We start from the raw sequence: 16343 nt of genomic DNA, 5'->3' as shown, positions 1-16343 counted from the left end.
GTATTTTAGTATATTATAAGTAATTTTATGCACTATCAGTATATGTCCAATTGTACCCGTTTCTGTTTTCGCCAGGCCTGCCAAGTATTTTGTGCGCACTGTTGGTTGACACGATAAAACTGCATGATCAACTCAATCCAGGTGTCTTCAACCGACTGTGCTAAATGATACTGATCTCCACAAATATAAATGATAGCACCCTGCTCGAACTGTTCCCAAAGAAACTTAGCCTCCTTCTGCATGACATTTTGCACATAGTTTTTTTCGGCTTGGTCTCTTGAAAAAGCAGTAAACAAATTCAGCTTCCCTGCTTTCTGACAGCGTTGGAGATAATCCGCAAATAAAAATGAGCAGGCCTGGTGAGTTTCACCAAAAAATAGCGTATTTTGCCCACTGGCTTTATCGTTGACACGTTGTTGTATAAAACCGATGTAGGGTGCAATTCCTGTACCTGCGCCTATCATAATAATGGGTGTACTCGGATCGAGTGGAAGTTTAAAAGTGGGATTGGATTTAATACTACCCTCAATCACATCTTCAACCTGCAGCTGGCTAACGGTATAACTAGCAACACCATAATGCCTGCGGTTAGCGAGCTCACAAGCGGCTTCAGGCAAATAGGTTACCAACTTCACCACTAGATGCAGTGTATTACCAACTGCGACTGATGCTGATGCAATGGAATAGTACCGCGGTGCTAAGGGAGAGAGTAGCCTGAGGAATTCAAGCCCTAACGCTTTAAGCGGAATAAAGGTCTGTAGAATATCCAAGATATCTCGACCTCTGGCGTACGCTATCATAGCGTGTCGATCAACCCAATCGCCTAAACCATATTGACGCTGTATTTTGTTGAGAATTGCCGGATTCAGCTGCGATATTTCTAAGTGATGCGTTAATGCCTGCCTGACCGAGACAAGACCGATCCGACGTAATTCTATGATTTCTTCACCAGACAAGGATAGCTCTGCCAATAGGACAGCGACCCATTCAGATTGATTGGCCGCTTGTAGCGTTAACCAGTCGCCTGGTTGATAATCAAGAATTTGACCATTTTCGGGCTCCAATACCAAATGATAGAGGGCTTTATCTTGACAAAGGTGGGTAATATTTTGGTTGGAGGTAACACGAAAACGCATTGCAAAAGTACTCATTGAGAAAATTCAAATGGACACATTTTAGCATGCTTAATCACTTAACTAGGCCTGGTTAGGGCTTAACATCGATTTACCAGGTGACAATTTAACGTGACCTAAAAGCTGAAAAGCAGTCATCGCTTAACCTTAACGAATATTTTCCATTAAAACGGTTAACCAAGGTGCCGTTGCCAGAATGGTGACCGCTGACATTAAACCGGCAACCAGCCCTAAGCCAATTTGCGGAACAAGATTATTTTGTTTCATATCAATTGTCGAGATTTGACGTTCAACCGCGCTAAAAATATCCACCTGTTTTTTCAACAAGCCATTCAAAGTACGAATTTGTTTAAATAGCAATTGCTGCTCTTTCTCCATCGACAAGTTGGATTTTCTTGATTTCTCCTCTACATCACGCATCTGGCTAGCCAATAGACCAATAGAGGCATCCATCTGTTTTACCAGTCCTTGAATAGCCGTTTTATCTTCATTAAGCCACTGAAAATCAGGGGTAATCATGTCGGACATATCAATATCATGAAACCGGTTTTTGTTCGTTTGGTGAGCACCACTGTCTCTTTGACGACGCATCGCTTGCTCTAACAACACACTTTTGGAGCCTAAAGGTTCTACCTTTCTTAAATCAATCGCCATAACGCTTTCCTTGTGTTTCAATTATGTATGTCAAGAACAGCCTGCAGTCGTGCTACTAACCCAGGTGTCAATTTCTTGTCTATTATTATTTGTATGATGCAGATTCCGTGCCAAGATCAAGTTTTCCGCTAAAAAAAATAACAAATATTTAATAGACAATAACCCAAGGATTAAATGAGAGTCATGAAGTATATTGGTGCCCACGTTTCCGCTGCCGGCGGTGTTGAGAATGCTCCTTTGAGAGCGCATGAAATTGGCGCAACAGCGTTTGCATTATTTACAAAAAACCAACGCCAATGGACAGCAAAACCCTTAACTGAAAGTAGTATTGAACAGTTCAAAGCCAACTGTGAACTCCACGGCTATGGCCCAGAGCAAATTCTGCCACACGACAGTTATCTTATTAATTTAGGTCATCCGGATATTGATAAACGTCAAAAATCACTTGACGCCTTTATTGATGAGTTACAGCGCTGTGAGCAACTCGGCATTAGACTACTGAATTTTCATCCCGGCAGTCATTTACGTGAAATAAGCGAGGACCTTTGTTTGGACTACATTGCGGAATCGATTAACGTTGCTTTGGAGCAAACAAAAGGTGTTACAGCAGTCATTGAGAATACCGCCGGACAAGGCTCAAACCTAGGGTATAAACATGAGCATCTCGCGCATATTATTGACAAGGTCGAAGATAAAACACGTATTGGCGTTTGTCTTGATACTTGTCATGCCTATGCCGCAGGTTATGACTTACGTAATGACTATGTCGGCGTGATGGCGGATTTTGAATCTGTAGTCGGTTTTGAATACCTTAAAGGCATGCATATTAATGACTCTAAAGCGGTTTTAGGACAAAAACTGGATCGGCACCACAGTCTTGGGCAGGGAGAAATTGGCTGGCATCCATTTGAACTTCTGATGAGCGACAGTCGAATTGACGGTATTCCGATGATTTTAGAAACGGCCGACCCTTCTATTTGGGCAGAAGAGATTCAAACACTGAAAAAATTTGCAGGAATTGAGTCGTCATAAGCTTTAATTCTTGACGTCTTATGTGAATCCATACCTCAGTGAGCTTCCAACCTTTTCAAACGAGTGAGAAAACTATAAAAACTTGGTGTAAGGAATCGCTTGGAGTAAAATATTGTTCTACTCGATTAAAAGCAAAAAGCCCTACTCTCAATGAATAAAAATCAATTTATCAAATTCGTCATGCAAACCGGTGTGTTAAAGCTTGGAGAATTCACTCTTAAATCTGGGCGTATCAGTCCGTATTTTTTCAATGCAGGCCTGTTCAATACAGGTTCTCAGTTAGCGACGCTTGCCAGAGGCTATGCTAGTGCGATAAAAGAGTCTAATTTTGAATTTGATGTATTGTTTGGCCCTGCTTACAAAGGCATCCCGCTTGCCGCAACCACCAGTGTCTCATTGGCATTGGACTTCAACATCGACAAACCTTATGCCTTTAATCGCAAAGAAGCCAAAAAGCATGGTGAAGGTGGCAATATTGTCGGTCATCCGTTACAAGGCAATGTTTTGATTATCGATGATGTCATTACGGCAGGCACAGCCATTCGAGAAGCAATGGATATTATCACGGCCAACGGTGCAAAACCAGCCGGTGTCGTCATCGCCTTGGACCGCATGGAAAAAGGCAAAGGTACTCTTTCAGCCATCCAAGAAGTAGAACAAGAGTATGGCATCCCTGTCATGAGCATTATTACTTTAAACGATATTATTGATTACCTCGCGTTATCTGATGACCCTTTAAGCCAACAGTATCTGGATGCGATGAAAACCTATCGTTCAGAATATGGCATTGGGTAAATCTATGGCTGCTTCTGTCAAATACAATCAAACACTCAAGCCATGTACCTTAGTACCCAATATGGCGGAATATGCTAATGGCAAGTAAATTGCGTGAGTTACTGTTGCTTCGACATGCTAAATCAGACTGGAAGCAAGCTGACTTACTGGATATTGACCGACCACTGTCAGACAAGGGTAAAAAGAATGCTCTAAAAATGGGCAAGTGGTTAAGGGCTCAGAACTTAATGCCGGATCTGATATTGGTCTCGCCAGCACAAAGGGCACAACAGACTCTGCGTCGAATCTGCAGCGAATGTCCAGCCAATAAGATTACTGTAGATGAACTCTATCTGGCCGAGTTGAACACGTTACAAAAGGTACTCGGTGATGCGCCAACGGCCCTGCGCGTGATGATTATAGGCCACAATCCCGGCTTAGAATATCTGTATCGATTTTTACACAATGAGCCTGAAGAAGATGCAATCCATCTCTTTCCGACCGCCTCTCTAGCACACTTTATTTTGCCTCAAGACTGGCATAATCTTGAACAGGGTGATGGTAAATTGATACAATTTATTCGCCCAAAAGATATTCCATTCAAATAATAAAAACATAAAAACATAAAATAAGTAAAATAAGTAAAATAGCATGTGACTTTTACCCTATGAACGTCATCTAACAGTTGATCTGTTCGTAAAATCAACTATACAGATTAACTAATAAACTGTTATATTAATGTTTGCAAACTCACTTTTTTTAAATATGTTAAGGATTTTCTCATGAAAACTAAATTACTACCCCTTGCAGCGATTTTATCTCTAGCGACATTTGGCGCACAGGCTCATTCTCATGTAGAAGATTCTGCTGCTATCCAAGACAACGCACAAGGCGCTTATGTTGTGGATTCAAACGGTAATGTCGTCCGCGATTCTTGGAACCGTTGTGTTCACTCAAGCAACTGGACAAAAGAAACAGCTATTAACAAATGTGAAGGCATCGCAGAGCCTAAGCCAGCACCAGTGGCCGTTGTTATTGCACCTGCACCAAAACCTACGCCAGTTTTCGTTGAAACAATTATTGAAGATGTACCTGCAGCATTCCGTGGTTTCTTTGATGTTAACAAAGCTAACTTAAAGCTTCCTGCAAATCAAGAGCTAGATAATTATGCTGATTACATGACGCGTAACCCTGCAAGACATATTCAAGTAACAGGTCATACAGATGCTACGGGTAAAGCAGATTACAACCAGTCACTATCTCAGAAACGTGCAAATGCTGTTAAAGCCTACTTAACAGGTAAAGGCATTAGTGGTGAACGCATTGAAACTTTCGGCATGGGTGAAAGTGCACCAATCGCGACCAACAAAACCAAAGCAGGACGTGCTGAAAACCGTCGTGTTGAGATTAAAGTTATTAAAGCACAATAAGGGTAATTCACCTTTATTAAGCGTTCCTTTTTAAGCGCTATACCCGTAACTCTTTGAGTTGCGGGTATTTTTTTGTCTTAAATTCAGCAATTTGGTTGAATCGTTTAAAAACGAAGGCTTATTGAGAAGCAACCTTACACGTACCACACTATTTAGAAACTCCATGGATACGTCCTTGTGATTCACATTTTAAAACAAGAGACTACCCTAGTACTTAAGAAAATTAGATTAAGGATTTGGCCATTAATGAAAGTCCCACTAAAACGGTAATCACCTCAAAAGACCGCTTCACCAGACCGTTACCTTTGATTATCGCTAAATGCGCTCCTAAGTAACCGCCGATAAGAGAACCTAAAATCAATGCTGGCAACCATGCCCATTGAATATTTCCTAAAATACCTAAGGTAACCGCTCCTGACCCATTCCAGAAGATACCAACCAGTACCAACGTGTAAGAAACAGCCGTTTTATAATCCAAACCAAACCAACGCACGAGCCATAAGGTGACAAATAAGCCCGTGCCCGACGTTAATGAACCATTCAAAACGCCAATTATAAACAAAACCCCTCCGCCAATAACCAAACCTGATCGGTGTCTGTTTTTATGATCATGGGTTCGACCTAATTCTGGTTTAAGCCAAGAATACAGACCTAAGCTGAGTGTTAGTAAACCAAGCAGACCTTGAGCAATATCATCTTCAACCTGCAAGATAATACTGGCGCCAAGCACAACACCCGGAAGTCCAGTGACGAGAATAAAGAGCGAAAACGACCAATCAAAAGTAGATGTTTTAAGATGGCGAGCAGTGGCACCCAGCCCTAAAAATACACTGGCAACCTTATGGGTGGCAAGCGCGGTTCCAAAAGGTAGACCTAGGAACAATAAAGCGGGTAGCTGCAACAAACCTGCGCCTCCACCTGCTAAAGCGGAAAATAGGTTTGCTACGAGAGAGATGACCAACAGGCCAATTTGATTGATGATTTCCATGGGCACTATTGTATTCGACAATGTTGACCAGGCCTGGTTATTTGTGATGTGGATTTAACTCCCCAGACCAACCCCATGAGCGTTTGACAGAAACAAAAAAGCCACTCTATAAGTGGCTTTTCAAACGAATGAATATTCATTTAACACAATATAAACCAGACCAATTACTCAGCAGGTAGCTCAGAAGATTGCTCAACAGGTTGTTTATGTAAATGAACATCCATTTGCGGATAAGGAATAGAGATACCCGCTTCATCAAATGCTAATTTTACTTTCTCATTCATATCCCACAAGACTTTCCAATAATCCCCTGAATTCACCCAAGGGCGGACGATAAAATTGACACTGCTTTCTGCTAAGGCAGACAGAGCCACTACTGGAACAGGATCTTTTAAGATACGTTCATCTTCAGCCACCAATGTTTCAAGAATCGTTTTGGCTTTACGGATATCATCGTCATAACCAATTCCAAAAACCATATCAACTCGACGTGTATCACGCGCTGAGAAATTGGTAATTGGACCGCTATAGATGCCACCATTTGGCACAATTACTTCTTTGTTGTCCGTGGTACGCATGGTTGTACTGAAAAGTTGCACTCTTTCCACCACGCCTGATACACCACCGGCTTCAACAAAATCACCACTTTTGAACGGCTTGAATACCAAAATCATTACGCCGGCAGCAAAATTTTGCATGGAGCCTTGCAGTGCTAAACCAATCGCTAGACCCGCTGCTGCAATTAAAGCGACTAATGAAGATGTGTCAACGCCTAGTTGGTCTAAAGCTGCAATAATGACGAATAAAATTAACACGGCATTGACAATGGAAACGATAAAATCAACCAACATTCCATCCATTGCCGGCGAACGACCTAATAACTTTCTTACTAAGCTCACGATCATTTTAACGACAAACTTACCCACCACAAAGATCAATATTGCCATCGCAATCTTGATGCCCCAAGGCATAGCGTATTCATTTAAAATCATGTCTAAATCCATACTCTTTTCCTTTATTCAATTTTATTCATTAATAACTTATTTAGCCCTGTGAGGGACATCACAGAAAATAGCATGATCATTGAGTAATCAGAGTACCAACACCTTCATCCGTAAAGACTTCCAACATAACGGCATGTTCAACGCGGCCATCAATGATGTGTGAAGAATGTACCCCATTTGCAACGGCGTCTAAAGCACATTGTATTTTAGGTAACATCCCTCCATAAATCGTACCATCCGCCACTAAAGTAGCCACACTTTGTGCATTTAAACCGGTGAGTAACTGTCCTTGTTTGTCCAACAATCCTGCGGTATTCGTTAATAATATCAGTTTTTCAGCCCCCATGGCTTCAGCAATTTTACCTGCCACTAAATCAGCATTAATATTATAAGAATGACCATCGACTCCGACACCCACTGGTGCAATGACGGGGATAAAATCACCTTGAACCAGCATATCCAAGACTTTAGTATTAATTTTGTCCACTTCACCGACATGGCCTAAATCAATAATTTCGGGTGCATTTAGCTCAGGTGCATCACGATGCATTTTCAATTTAGTCGCGCTAATCAAATTACCATCTTTGCCAGTCAAGCCGACGGCATTGCCGCCATGCTGATGTATCAAGTTGACAATCTCTTTATTAACTTGGCCGCCCAATACCATCTCAACGATGTCCATCGTTTCAGTATCGGTCACCCGCATGCCTTGCACAAACTCAGACGCTTTACCAATACGTGCAAGTAGGTTACCAATCTGCGGGCCTCCACCATGCACTACGATTGGGTTCATGCCGACTAATTTCATCAACACGATATCTCGCGCAAAACCTTCTTTAAGTTTTTCATCAATCATGGCATTGCCACCATATTTGACGACAATCGTTTTGCCGGAAAAGCGTTGAATGTACGGTAAGGCTTCCGCTAACACTGATGCGATATTCTGAGCTTGTGCTTTATTTAAGTTCATGCTTTTCTGTGCTCTCATAGGTATATATCTTTACCAATTTAATGAAAAAATTTAATCTCTAAAGTTATTGAACTGCAAAGGTAACTCCAGATCTTCCATGCCGCGTAACATCTGCATCGCGTCTTGCAAATCATCGCGTTTTTTGCCCGTCACACGCACACTATCACCTTGACCCGCAGCTTGAACCTTAAGCTTTGCGTCTTTAATGGCTTTTATGATTTTTTTAATCATCGGCGCATCCAGACCTTCTTTCATTTCAATATCTTGTTTGGCCGTTTTGAGCTGGACATCAGCCTCTTTTTGTTCCATACATTTCACATCAATGCCACGTCGATTCGCTTTTTGGACCAAGATATCAAACATCTGATCTAATTGAAAATCTGACTGCGTATGCAGGGTGACCGTAGTCTCTTTAAGAACAAACTTTGAATCACTGCCTTTAAAGTCATAACGTGTCGTGACCTCTTTATTGGCTTGATCAATTGCATTAGTTAATTCGTGTTTATCCAGTTCTGAAACGATATCAAATGAAGGCATTTTTACTCCTACCAGGCCTGGTGCTTTTGTAAAAGACAATCCAGGCGCATATTATTTAAAAAAGTTGGCACTATTTTACCACTAGATAAGCATTTTGTTTAATGGCTCATGCACCCTATAATAAGTTTCTCAATTTTATGTATTTTACTCTCTTAAATCCCCGAAATAAGTAGACCGTTTCTCTATGAATATAAGTCCGTTCAAAGCCTCTATAGCCCAGATTGCTGAGCAAATTCAACCATTTCATGTGATGAAAATACTGGGTGAAGCCAAGGCACTGGAAGCAGCAGGTAAAAAAATCATCCATATGGAAATTGGCGAACCCGACTTTCCATCACTGCCGTGTGTCCATGAAGCCGCAATGCATGCGGCCGCTTTGGGATTAACGCACTACACGCCCACAATGGGCCTGCCGGCTTTAAGAGATAAGCTCTCCCATTTTTATCAACACTTTTACTCTGCAGACGTCGCAGCCGATAATATTATGATTACCCCAGGTTCCTCCAGTGCTTTACATTTGGTGTTAACCGCCATCCTTAACCCGGGGGATAAAGTATTATTGAGCGATCCGGCCTATCCATGTAATCGCCAATTTGTAAAGTTACTACAAGGTAAAATTATTGGAATTCCCGTCGGCTGTGAGACCCAATATCAACTGAATAGCGAATTGCTCAAGACGCATTGGCAACCCGGCATTAAAGCGGTAATGGTCGCCAGCCCGGCCAACCCTACCGGGACGATTATAGAACAAGCAGAGTTGCTTTCCATGGCAAATTTTCTTGCCGAGAAAAACTGTTATTTTATTGTCGATGAAATCTATCAAGGGCTAATTTATGAACGGCCTGCAGAAAGTATCTTGGCACATAAAAACTTACCGAATAATGTCATTGTCATTAACTCATTCTCTAAGTATTTTGGTATGACTGGCTGGCGCCTAGGATGGTGTATCGCCCCCGATGCGCTGATGCCCGTATTAGAACGTCTTGGTCAAAATCTATTTTTAGCCGCGTCAACCCCATCACAATACGGCGCTTTACGCGTATTAGAGACTGATGCTCTAGACAATTTAGAACTACGTAGACAAATGTTCGAAGCACGTCGAAACACCCTCTATCATAGTATGCGAGATGCTGGTTTTCGCTTAAAAGTATTACCGCAAGGGGCATTCTACCTCTATTGGGATATCTCCGACTTTACTGACAATGCAGATCAATTCTGTTTCGACTTATTAAGGGACACCGGGGTAGCGATTACCCCTGGACGAGATTTTGGTGATTACCAAGCGAACCAACACGTCCGTTTGGCGTATACCACAACAGAAGCGGAACTCGTGCTGGCCGTTCAGAAGATGGCTCAGTTTATAAAAGATATCAACCCGTCTAAATAATCCTTTTACTAGCGCCGACTAAAAACTAGCCCCATTACTTAGCACATGAGTGATTGACTCCATAGAGCCGATAACCTAATATCAAACTGTTCGTTTTATGGATGCCATAAACAGCATAAATGCCACCTTAAAATAAAAAATCTAGGAGTTACGTAAATGAGCATGATGAAAGAATTTAAAGCTTTTGCACTTAAAGGTAATGTTGTCGATTTAGCCGTTGCAGTAATTATCGGGGTCGCCTTTGGAAAGGTGGTAACCGCCTTGGTTGCAAATATTATAATGCCTCCAATCGGGGTGTTATTAGGCGGTGTGGATTTTTCTGACTTATCAATTGTCATTAAAGAAGCGGTTGGTGACGCTCCGGCTGTTGTGATGAGCTACGGTATTTTTATTCAAACAGTTGTTGATTTTGTCATTATCGCATTTGTTATTTTCATGATTGTAAGAGCAATGAACTCTATGAAGAAAGTCGAAGAAGTTGCACCAAAAGCAGATCCAAAACCTTCTACGGAAGAAGTGTTATTGACAGAAATTCGTGATGCACTAAGAGCTAAGTAATTCATACTTTTCTCCCTCGAAACGAAAACACTCCTCCTTAAATACAAGGAAGGTGTCGCGATTCCATCCTCTTTTCGTGTTAGCCAACGGCTTTTATGTTCTTTTATGTTAAGGGGGAAGACGTTAAGCCAACGGAGGATATTTACTTTATTGAGAACCTGTGTGGCCAAAACCACCTTCGCCACGCTCAGTGGCATCACCAAACTCTACCACTTCAGTAAACACTGGCTGTAAAACCGGCACAATCACCATTTGTGCAATGCGCTCGCCCACCGCGATGGTGTAAGCGACTTCACTACGGTTCCAACAAGAAACCATTAACGGCCCTTGATAATCCGAATCAATCAAACCCACTAAGTTGCCTAGGACAATCCCGTGTTTATGACCTAAACCAGAGCGAGGCAGTAACATTGCCGCCAAACCACTGTCGTCCAAATGAATCGCCATACCGGTCGGAATTAAAATAGTTTGACCTGGTTCTATCGTCAAGTCTTCATCAATACATGCACGTAAATCTAAGCCCGCAGACCCTTTCGTACCATAATGTGGCATTTCGATTTCATTACCAAGGCGTTTGTCTAAAATTTTGTATTGAACTTGTAACGTCATGATCTTCCTTTACTTGAATTTAGATTCATCAAATTTATAAATATTTTGTGGAACATTCTACTATAGAGTCGCGATGTTGTACGGTTAGCGCAACACGGTTTTATGGAGATGCAAAGCCACGCCATTTTCGCTATTTGAAGGTGCAATCATCGCGTCTTTTAGCAATTGTTTGATATCAGAATGGGCATTCTGCATCACTACCGGCTCTCCGACCAACTGCAACATATCTATATCATTAAACCCATCGCCAAATGCCATGACTTCACTCGGACAAATATTCCTATTCTGCAAAACAGTCTGTAATGTCTGACCTTTAGAAACCCCTTTATTCATCACTTCCAGATAGTTTTCAGTCGTAAAAGTGATATAGAGTTCATCACCGAGCTGTGCTTTTAATTCTGCTTCAAGCGGCAATAGCTGTTCATGCTCAGCATAAAAATAAAACTTATCAATGCCTTCTGGATTGAGTTGCGTAAAGTCCGTCAATTGATAACGAAACTGTGAACTATGATGGATCGCCAGCAAAGCTTCATTAGGCAACTCTACCCACCAATGGTCACCTTGATAAATATTACGATGCACTCCAAATTCAGCACTTAATGACAGTACTTTTGAAGCCAAACACCCCGGAATATGACTTTCATACAGCAGTTCACCTAGTTGATTATGCACCCGCGCACCATTCGATGTAATCAGACAGCTGTCAATCTCAAGCTGTTGTGCTAAGACAAAAACGTCATTGAAATGACGCCCTGTAGCCAGCATCACCTGAATGCCTAATGCATCAACTGCCTGTAACGCCTGCTTACAAATAAGAGGGATTTGATGATGCTGATCGAGTAAAGTTCCATCCAAATCGGTAACAACGAGTTTAAGCATAAAATCTATCTAATGAAGTATTTCGGGTCGCTATTGTGCCTCAATCTTCAGAGTAAATCAAAAGGCTAAATTCCAGGGTGATAAAACATACACCAGTGGATCTAATTCATTCATAAAGCTCTTTTTCTCGACAAACCCGAACTTTCCAGGTAATTTGATTAAAACTTTTAAGGAAAAGCTGATTATGGGATCCATTAACGACATCTTATCAACCGCCAGCAGTTGGGCTTGGGGACCGGCCATGCTGATTCTATTATTAGGAACAGGATTGTATTTAACCATTCGCTTGCGTTTTCTGCCGTTGAGAAATCTTTTCTATGCCTTTAGCCTTTTATGGAAACGCAGAAACCCAAAAGAGGAAGGTGATATCAGTCCGTTTGCCGCATTAATGACCGCGATGGCTGCGACGGTTGGTACGGGCAATATTGCAGGCGTGGCAGCGGCCCTCTTTATTGGTGGCCCTGGCGCTATTTTCTGGATGTGGATGACGGCATTGGTCGGTATGGCCACTAAATATAGTGAAGCTTTATTGGCTGTAAAATATCGTGAAACCGATGATGAAGGTCGGCACGTTGGCGGTCCGATGTATTACATTAAAAATGGCATGGGCGAAAAATGGAAACCTCTTGCCGTAGCATTTGCGTTGTTTGGTACGATCGCGGCATTTGGCATCGGTAATATGGTGCAAGCCAATGCAGTCGCTGGCGCGATGGAAACGGCTTTTGGTTTTGATAATCAAGCTACCGGTATTGTGTTGATGATACTAGTAGGGCTCGTTATGTTTGGTGGTATCCAGCGCATTGCACATACTGCGACAGCCTTAGTGCCGATTATGGCCATTTTATATATTGGTTTCTCATTGTATATCTTAGGAACCTACCTTGATAAACTGCCTGGTGCTCTAGTGACCATCGTTGAAAGCGCCTTTACGGGCAGTGCCGCAGCGGGTGGATTTGCTGGTGCGGGTCTTATCCTAGCGATTCAATTTGGCGTGGCGCGTGGGGTGTTTTCCAATGAGGCAGGTATGGGGACGGCGCCCATTGCCCACGCGGCTGCAAAAACCAATGATCCCGTTGAACAGGGCCACATTGCCATGCTGGGGACTTTTATTGACACGATTATCCTCTGTACGATGACGGCATTGGTCATAATGGTGACTGGCGTCTGGCAGAGCGGTGAAACGGGTTCGCCACTGACCGCATTGGCCTTTACAGTAGGCTTAGATTCAGACCTAGGCGCGGTGGTGGTCGCGATCACCTTAGCGACATTCGCCTTCACAACCTTACTTGGATGGAGTTATTATGGAGAACGGTGTGCCGAATATTTAGCCGGAACCAAAGTCATCACTGGCTATCGTATTCTCTGGGTTTTGGCCGTTTTTGCGGGCGCAGCTCTCTCGAACCACTTTAATACCGTATTGATTCTAGCCGACGTACTGAATGCACTCATGGCGATCCCCAACCTAATTGCCTTACTCGTGCTTTCCCCTGTTATTATCAAACTCAGTCAAATACAAAAAAATAAATAACAGCCGCTGCACCCCTTAAAATACTGTTATGAACAACTGACCAGACCTGGTTAGTTGTTCATTTTAAGATGTCCCAATAAAATCCCGTATATAAAACAGGTTTTTCTTATCTACTTTTTCTGGCATATTAACAATTTAAATTTTCCATTTAACCAGGAAGCTGCTGTATGTTTATTAGTGCTTTAGATATATTCAAAGTTGGAATTGGCCCATCAAGCTCACACACCATGGGACCCATGGTCGCTGCTCACGATTTTATGGGCAAGCTCAGAAAACAAGGGACACTCAGCGAAATTGAGCCATTCCAACTCCGCTGCATTCTAAAAGGGTCTTTGGCTTTTACCGGCCATGGTCATGCGACAGATAAGGCCGTTGTTTTGGGCCTGCACGGTTATTTACCACAAGACCTTGCGAGTGCCGATGTTAAAAGCTTAACGACCAAACTCTACCAAGCCACTACACTGCAATTATCAGCGAGTGAAACGATCATCTTTAATCCGCTTGAGGATGTCATTTTTGACTTCAAGGATCCGCTGCCGCAGCACCCCAACGGTCTTATTTTTGAATGTATTGATCAACATCAACAGGTTATTTTTTCGGAAACGTACTTTTCCATTGGTGGTGGATTCATCTCAACACTGGCAGAAATAGATCAGATTAAAGCGCCTATAAAAGGCCAACCTGCGGAACAATGTCCATACCCATTTAACTCTGCAAATTCTATGATGGAAATGGCACTTAACGGCGGCCTATCTATTGCCGAGATGAAACAAGCGAATGAGTTGTTGTATATTTCTGCAGAACAGCTCGATCAAGCCTTGCAGACCTTATGGGATGCCATGAAAACCTGCGTAGAGAATGGTCTCAACTCAACCGGAATTTTGCCAGGTGGACTCAATGTAAAACGACGTGCTAAAAATTTGCACCAACAACTCTTACATGACGAAACCCCTAGCACCGCTAACGATTGGTTATGTGCTTATGCCATGGCTGTGAATGAAGAAAATGCCGATGGCCACATGGTGGTGACTGCGCCAACCAATGGTGCAGCGGGCGTGATTCCGGCCATACTCTACTACTTTATGACTCATGAAAATGGCAGCTTTAAGGATGTTAAAAACTTTTTGCTCACAGCCGCTGCAATTGGTGGTTTGATCAAACATCGTAGCTCTATTTCAGGCGCTGAAGTCGGGTGTCAGGGAGAAGTTGGTTCGGCGGCAGCGATGGCGGCAGCGGGCTTATGTGCCGTGCGTGGTGGAACCGTTATGCAAGTAGAACAAGCGGCTGAAATGGCTTTAGAGCACCATTTAGGAATGACTTGCGATCCTGTAAAAGGCTTAGTACAGGTGCCCTGCATTGAGCGTAATGGTTTTGGTGCCATTAAGGCGTTTACCGCTGCCAGTATTGCAAAACGTGAAAGCGGCGAGCATATGATGCCTTTGGATAGCTGTATTGCTGCGATGAAAAAAACAGGGGAAGAGATGTCACACAAGTATAAAGAAACCTCGCTAGGAGGCTTGGCGGTAACTTGGGTTGAATGCTAAAGTATAGGCAAGTCAAACCTGGTAAAAGAGGCCTAAAACGATTGTTGAGCAATAAAACTTAACAGGGTGACCGCTTGTTGTTCTTTACTCGAAAGCGATTGTTCAACCTGTTCGGTCGCCGTTATGAATGTTAAGGCGTTGTCGTTTTGTTCAAACCCCTGATTGTCACCTACTTTATTAGCGCAAATCATATCTAAACTTTTGCGCTGAAGTTTGTCTCTGGCGTACTCAAGTACATTCTGCGTTTCCGCTGCAAATCCCACCACAAAAGGCTTATCGGCTTGGGCAGCCACCCATGCCACAATATCCGGGTTTTTAATGAAGGTTAGCGTCACCTCATCGGAGTCTGTTTGCTTTTTAAGCTTATGCTCGGCGATCTGCTTAACTTTAAAATCGGCTACAGCCGCGGCACTGATAAAACAATCCACGCCACTATACAACGCTTGTACCGCTGTCAGCATCTGTTGAGCACTGCGTACATTGATGCGTTTGACACCTAATGGGGTAACTAGCTGGATGGGTCCGGCAATCACAGTGACCTTCGCACCTAATTTAGAAGCCACTTCAGCGATGGCAAATCCCATTTTTCCTGAGCTACGATTGCCGATAAAACGCACCGGATCAATATCCTCAAAAGTTGGACCTGCAGTGATTAAAAGGCTTTTACCCTGCCAAAAGCTTTTGGCATTAAACCAGGCCTGGTCCGTTTGAGTCTGTAACATTGTAAACTGAGTTTGAAATGCCACCACCGCATCAAAAATGTCGATAGGCTCAGGCATTCTGCCCGCGCCAACTTCGCCGCATGCCTGTTCACCTTCTGCAGGTTCTAATAGCGTAAACCCACGTTGTTTTAAAACCCGCACATTGTCTTGTGTGGCCGCATTCATCCACATCAAGCGATTCATCGCGGGCGCAACCATAATGGGTTTGTCCGTCGCTAAACACAAGGTGGTGAGCAAATCATCGGCGCGCCCCATACGTAACTTAGCAAGGGTTTCAGCCGAAGCGGGCGCAATCACAATCTGATCGGCCCAGCGCGCTAGTTCAATGTGCCCCATACCCGCTTCTTGATTCGTATCAAACAAACTATCGCGCACAGGATGACCTGATAATGCTTGAAAAGAGAGCGGTTGGATAAACGCTTTCGCGCCAGCCGTCATGACAACTTGCACCTGAAAACCCGCTTTAATAAATAGGCGTGTTAATTCTAGGGATTTATAAGCGGCGATACCACCGGTGACGCCAAGGAGAATTTTCATATGAGCTTCAATATTCTGAATTAAACTGCGTTTATGATACTGTCTTTAGGATGTAAA

General features: G+C 42.9%; 17 protein-coding genes. 8 read left to right on the top strand and 9 right to left on the bottom strand.

Going from position 1 to position 16343, the window contains the following annotated elements; genetic code table 11:
* Positions 1–35 precede the first annotated feature (35 nt).
* Both F612_RS12725 and F612_RS0111570 read right to left on the bottom strand, forming a co-directional pair.
* The gene (locus F612_RS12725) at positions 36–1136 is read right to left on the bottom strand and encodes a flavodoxin domain-containing protein (RefSeq protein ID WP_019557935.1); all 1101 of its coding nucleotides are present in this window, start codon (positions 1134–1136) and stop codon (positions 36–38) included.
* Between the two features lie 144 nt (positions 1137–1280).
* Positions 1281–1787 (bottom strand): hypothetical protein, encoded by a 507-nt coding sequence (locus F612_RS0111570; RefSeq protein WP_019557934.1) that lies wholly within the window; start codon positions 1785–1787, stop codon positions 1281–1283.
* 183 nt (positions 1788–1970) lie between these two features.
* Here F612_RS0111570 and nfo point away from each other — a divergent pair, with 183 nt between their 5' ends.
* The 4 genes from nfo to F612_RS0111550 all read left to right on the top strand — a co-directional run bounded on the left by nfo (position 1971) and on the right by F612_RS0111550 (position 5023).
* Positions 1971–2819, top strand: a complete 849-nt coding sequence (gene nfo / locus F612_RS0111565) for a deoxyribonuclease IV (protein ID WP_019557933.1) — start codon at positions 1971–1973, stop codon at positions 2817–2819.
* Positions 2820–2969: 150 nt separating this feature from the next.
* Positions 2970–3614 carry an orotate phosphoribosyltransferase gene (gene pyrE, locus F612_RS0111560; RefSeq protein WP_019557932.1) on the top strand — a complete coding sequence of 215 codons (645 nt, stop codon included), beginning with the start codon at positions 2970–2972 and terminating at the stop codon, positions 3612–3614.
* Between the two features lie 77 nt (positions 3615–3691).
* Positions 3692–4201 carry a SixA phosphatase family protein gene (locus tag F612_RS0111555; RefSeq protein ID WP_019557931.1) on the top strand — a complete coding sequence of 170 codons (510 nt, stop codon included), beginning with the start codon at positions 3692–3694 and terminating at the stop codon, positions 4199–4201.
* Between the two features lie 174 nt (positions 4202–4375).
* On the top strand, positions 4376–5023 hold the full coding sequence (locus F612_RS0111550) for an OmpA family protein (protein WP_019557930.1): 648 nt from the start codon (positions 4376–4378) through the stop codon (positions 5021–5023).
* A 223-nt stretch (positions 5024–5246) separates the two neighbouring features.
* Here the strand turns inward: F612_RS0111550 and F612_RS0111545 are convergent, their stop codons facing one another.
* The 4 genes from F612_RS0111545 to F612_RS0111530 form a co-directional block, all read right to left on the bottom strand.
* Positions 5247–6011: a sulfite exporter TauE/SafE family protein gene (locus F612_RS0111545; protein ID WP_019557929.1), complete on the bottom strand. Its 765-nt coding sequence runs from the start codon at positions 6009–6011 to the stop codon at positions 5247–5249.
* Between the two features lie 164 nt (positions 6012–6175).
* Positions 6176–7015 carry a mechanosensitive ion channel family protein gene (locus F612_RS12720; protein ID WP_019557928.1) on the bottom strand — a complete coding sequence of 280 codons (840 nt, stop codon included), beginning with the start codon at positions 7013–7015 and terminating at the stop codon, positions 6176–6178.
* Between the two features lie 76 nt (positions 7016–7091).
* The gene (argB, locus tag F612_RS0111535; protein WP_019557927.1) at positions 7092–8003 is read right to left on the bottom strand and encodes an acetylglutamate kinase; all 912 of its coding nucleotides are present in this window, start codon (positions 8001–8003) and stop codon (positions 7092–7094) included.
* A gap of 33 nt (positions 8004–8036) precedes the next feature.
* A complete protein-coding gene (locus F612_RS0111530; protein WP_019557926.1) occupies positions 8037–8522 on the bottom strand; it encodes a YajQ family cyclic di-GMP-binding protein in 486 nt (161 codons plus the stop codon).
* Positions 8523–8706: 184 nt separating this feature from the next.
* Here F612_RS0111530 and F612_RS0111525 point away from each other — a divergent pair, with 184 nt between their 5' ends.
* Positions 8707–9909, top strand: a complete 1203-nt coding sequence (locus tag F612_RS0111525; RefSeq protein ID WP_019557925.1) for an aminotransferase class I/II-fold pyridoxal phosphate-dependent enzyme — start codon at positions 8707–8709, stop codon at positions 9907–9909.
* 156 nt (positions 9910–10065) lie between these two features.
* Entirely contained in the window at positions 10066–10467 is a 402-nt protein-coding gene (gene mscL / locus F612_RS0111520) for a large-conductance mechanosensitive channel protein MscL (protein ID WP_019557924.1), read from the top strand.
* Between the two features lie 147 nt (positions 10468–10614).
* Here the strand turns inward: mscL and dut are convergent, their stop codons facing one another.
* The gene (gene dut, locus F612_RS0111515) at positions 10615–11076 is read right to left on the bottom strand and encodes a dUTP diphosphatase (RefSeq protein WP_019557923.1); all 462 of its coding nucleotides are present in this window, start codon (positions 11074–11076) and stop codon (positions 10615–10617) included.
* 84 nt (positions 11077–11160) lie between these two features.
* On the bottom strand, positions 11161–11955 hold the full coding sequence (locus F612_RS0111510) for a Cof-type HAD-IIB family hydrolase (RefSeq protein ID WP_019557922.1): 795 nt from the start codon (positions 11953–11955) through the stop codon (positions 11161–11163).
* 184 nt (positions 11956–12139) lie between these two features.
* On the opposite strand from F612_RS0111510, the gene F612_RS0111500 reads away from it, so the two are divergent.
* Both F612_RS0111500 and F612_RS0111495 read left to right on the top strand, forming a co-directional pair.
* Positions 12140–13483, top strand: coding sequence for an alanine/glycine:cation symporter family protein (locus F612_RS0111500; protein ID WP_026329762.1), 1344 nt, complete (start codon positions 12140–12142; stop codon positions 13481–13483).
* A 167-nt stretch (positions 13484–13650) separates the two neighbouring features.
* Positions 13651–15027, top strand: a complete 1377-nt coding sequence (locus F612_RS0111495; protein ID WP_019557919.1) for an L-serine ammonia-lyase — start codon at positions 13651–13653, stop codon at positions 15025–15027.
* A 32-nt stretch (positions 15028–15059) separates the two neighbouring features.
* Here the strand turns inward: F612_RS0111495 and coaBC are convergent, their stop codons facing one another.
* Positions 15060–16286 (bottom strand): bifunctional phosphopantothenoylcysteine decarboxylase/phosphopantothenate--cysteine ligase CoaBC, encoded by a 1227-nt coding sequence (coaBC, locus tag F612_RS0111490; protein WP_019557918.1) that lies wholly within the window; start codon positions 16284–16286, stop codon positions 15060–15062.
* Positions 16287–16343 lie beyond the last annotated feature (57 nt).

It is taken from the genome of Thiomicrorhabdus arctica DSM 13458, assembly GCF_000381085.1.
Classification (GTDB): domain Bacteria; phylum Pseudomonadota; class Gammaproteobacteria; order Thiomicrospirales; family Thiomicrospiraceae; genus Thiomicrorhabdus; species Thiomicrorhabdus arctica.
Note: the sequence above shows the minus strand (reverse complement) of the source record. Positions and strands in the feature narration are given on the sequence as shown.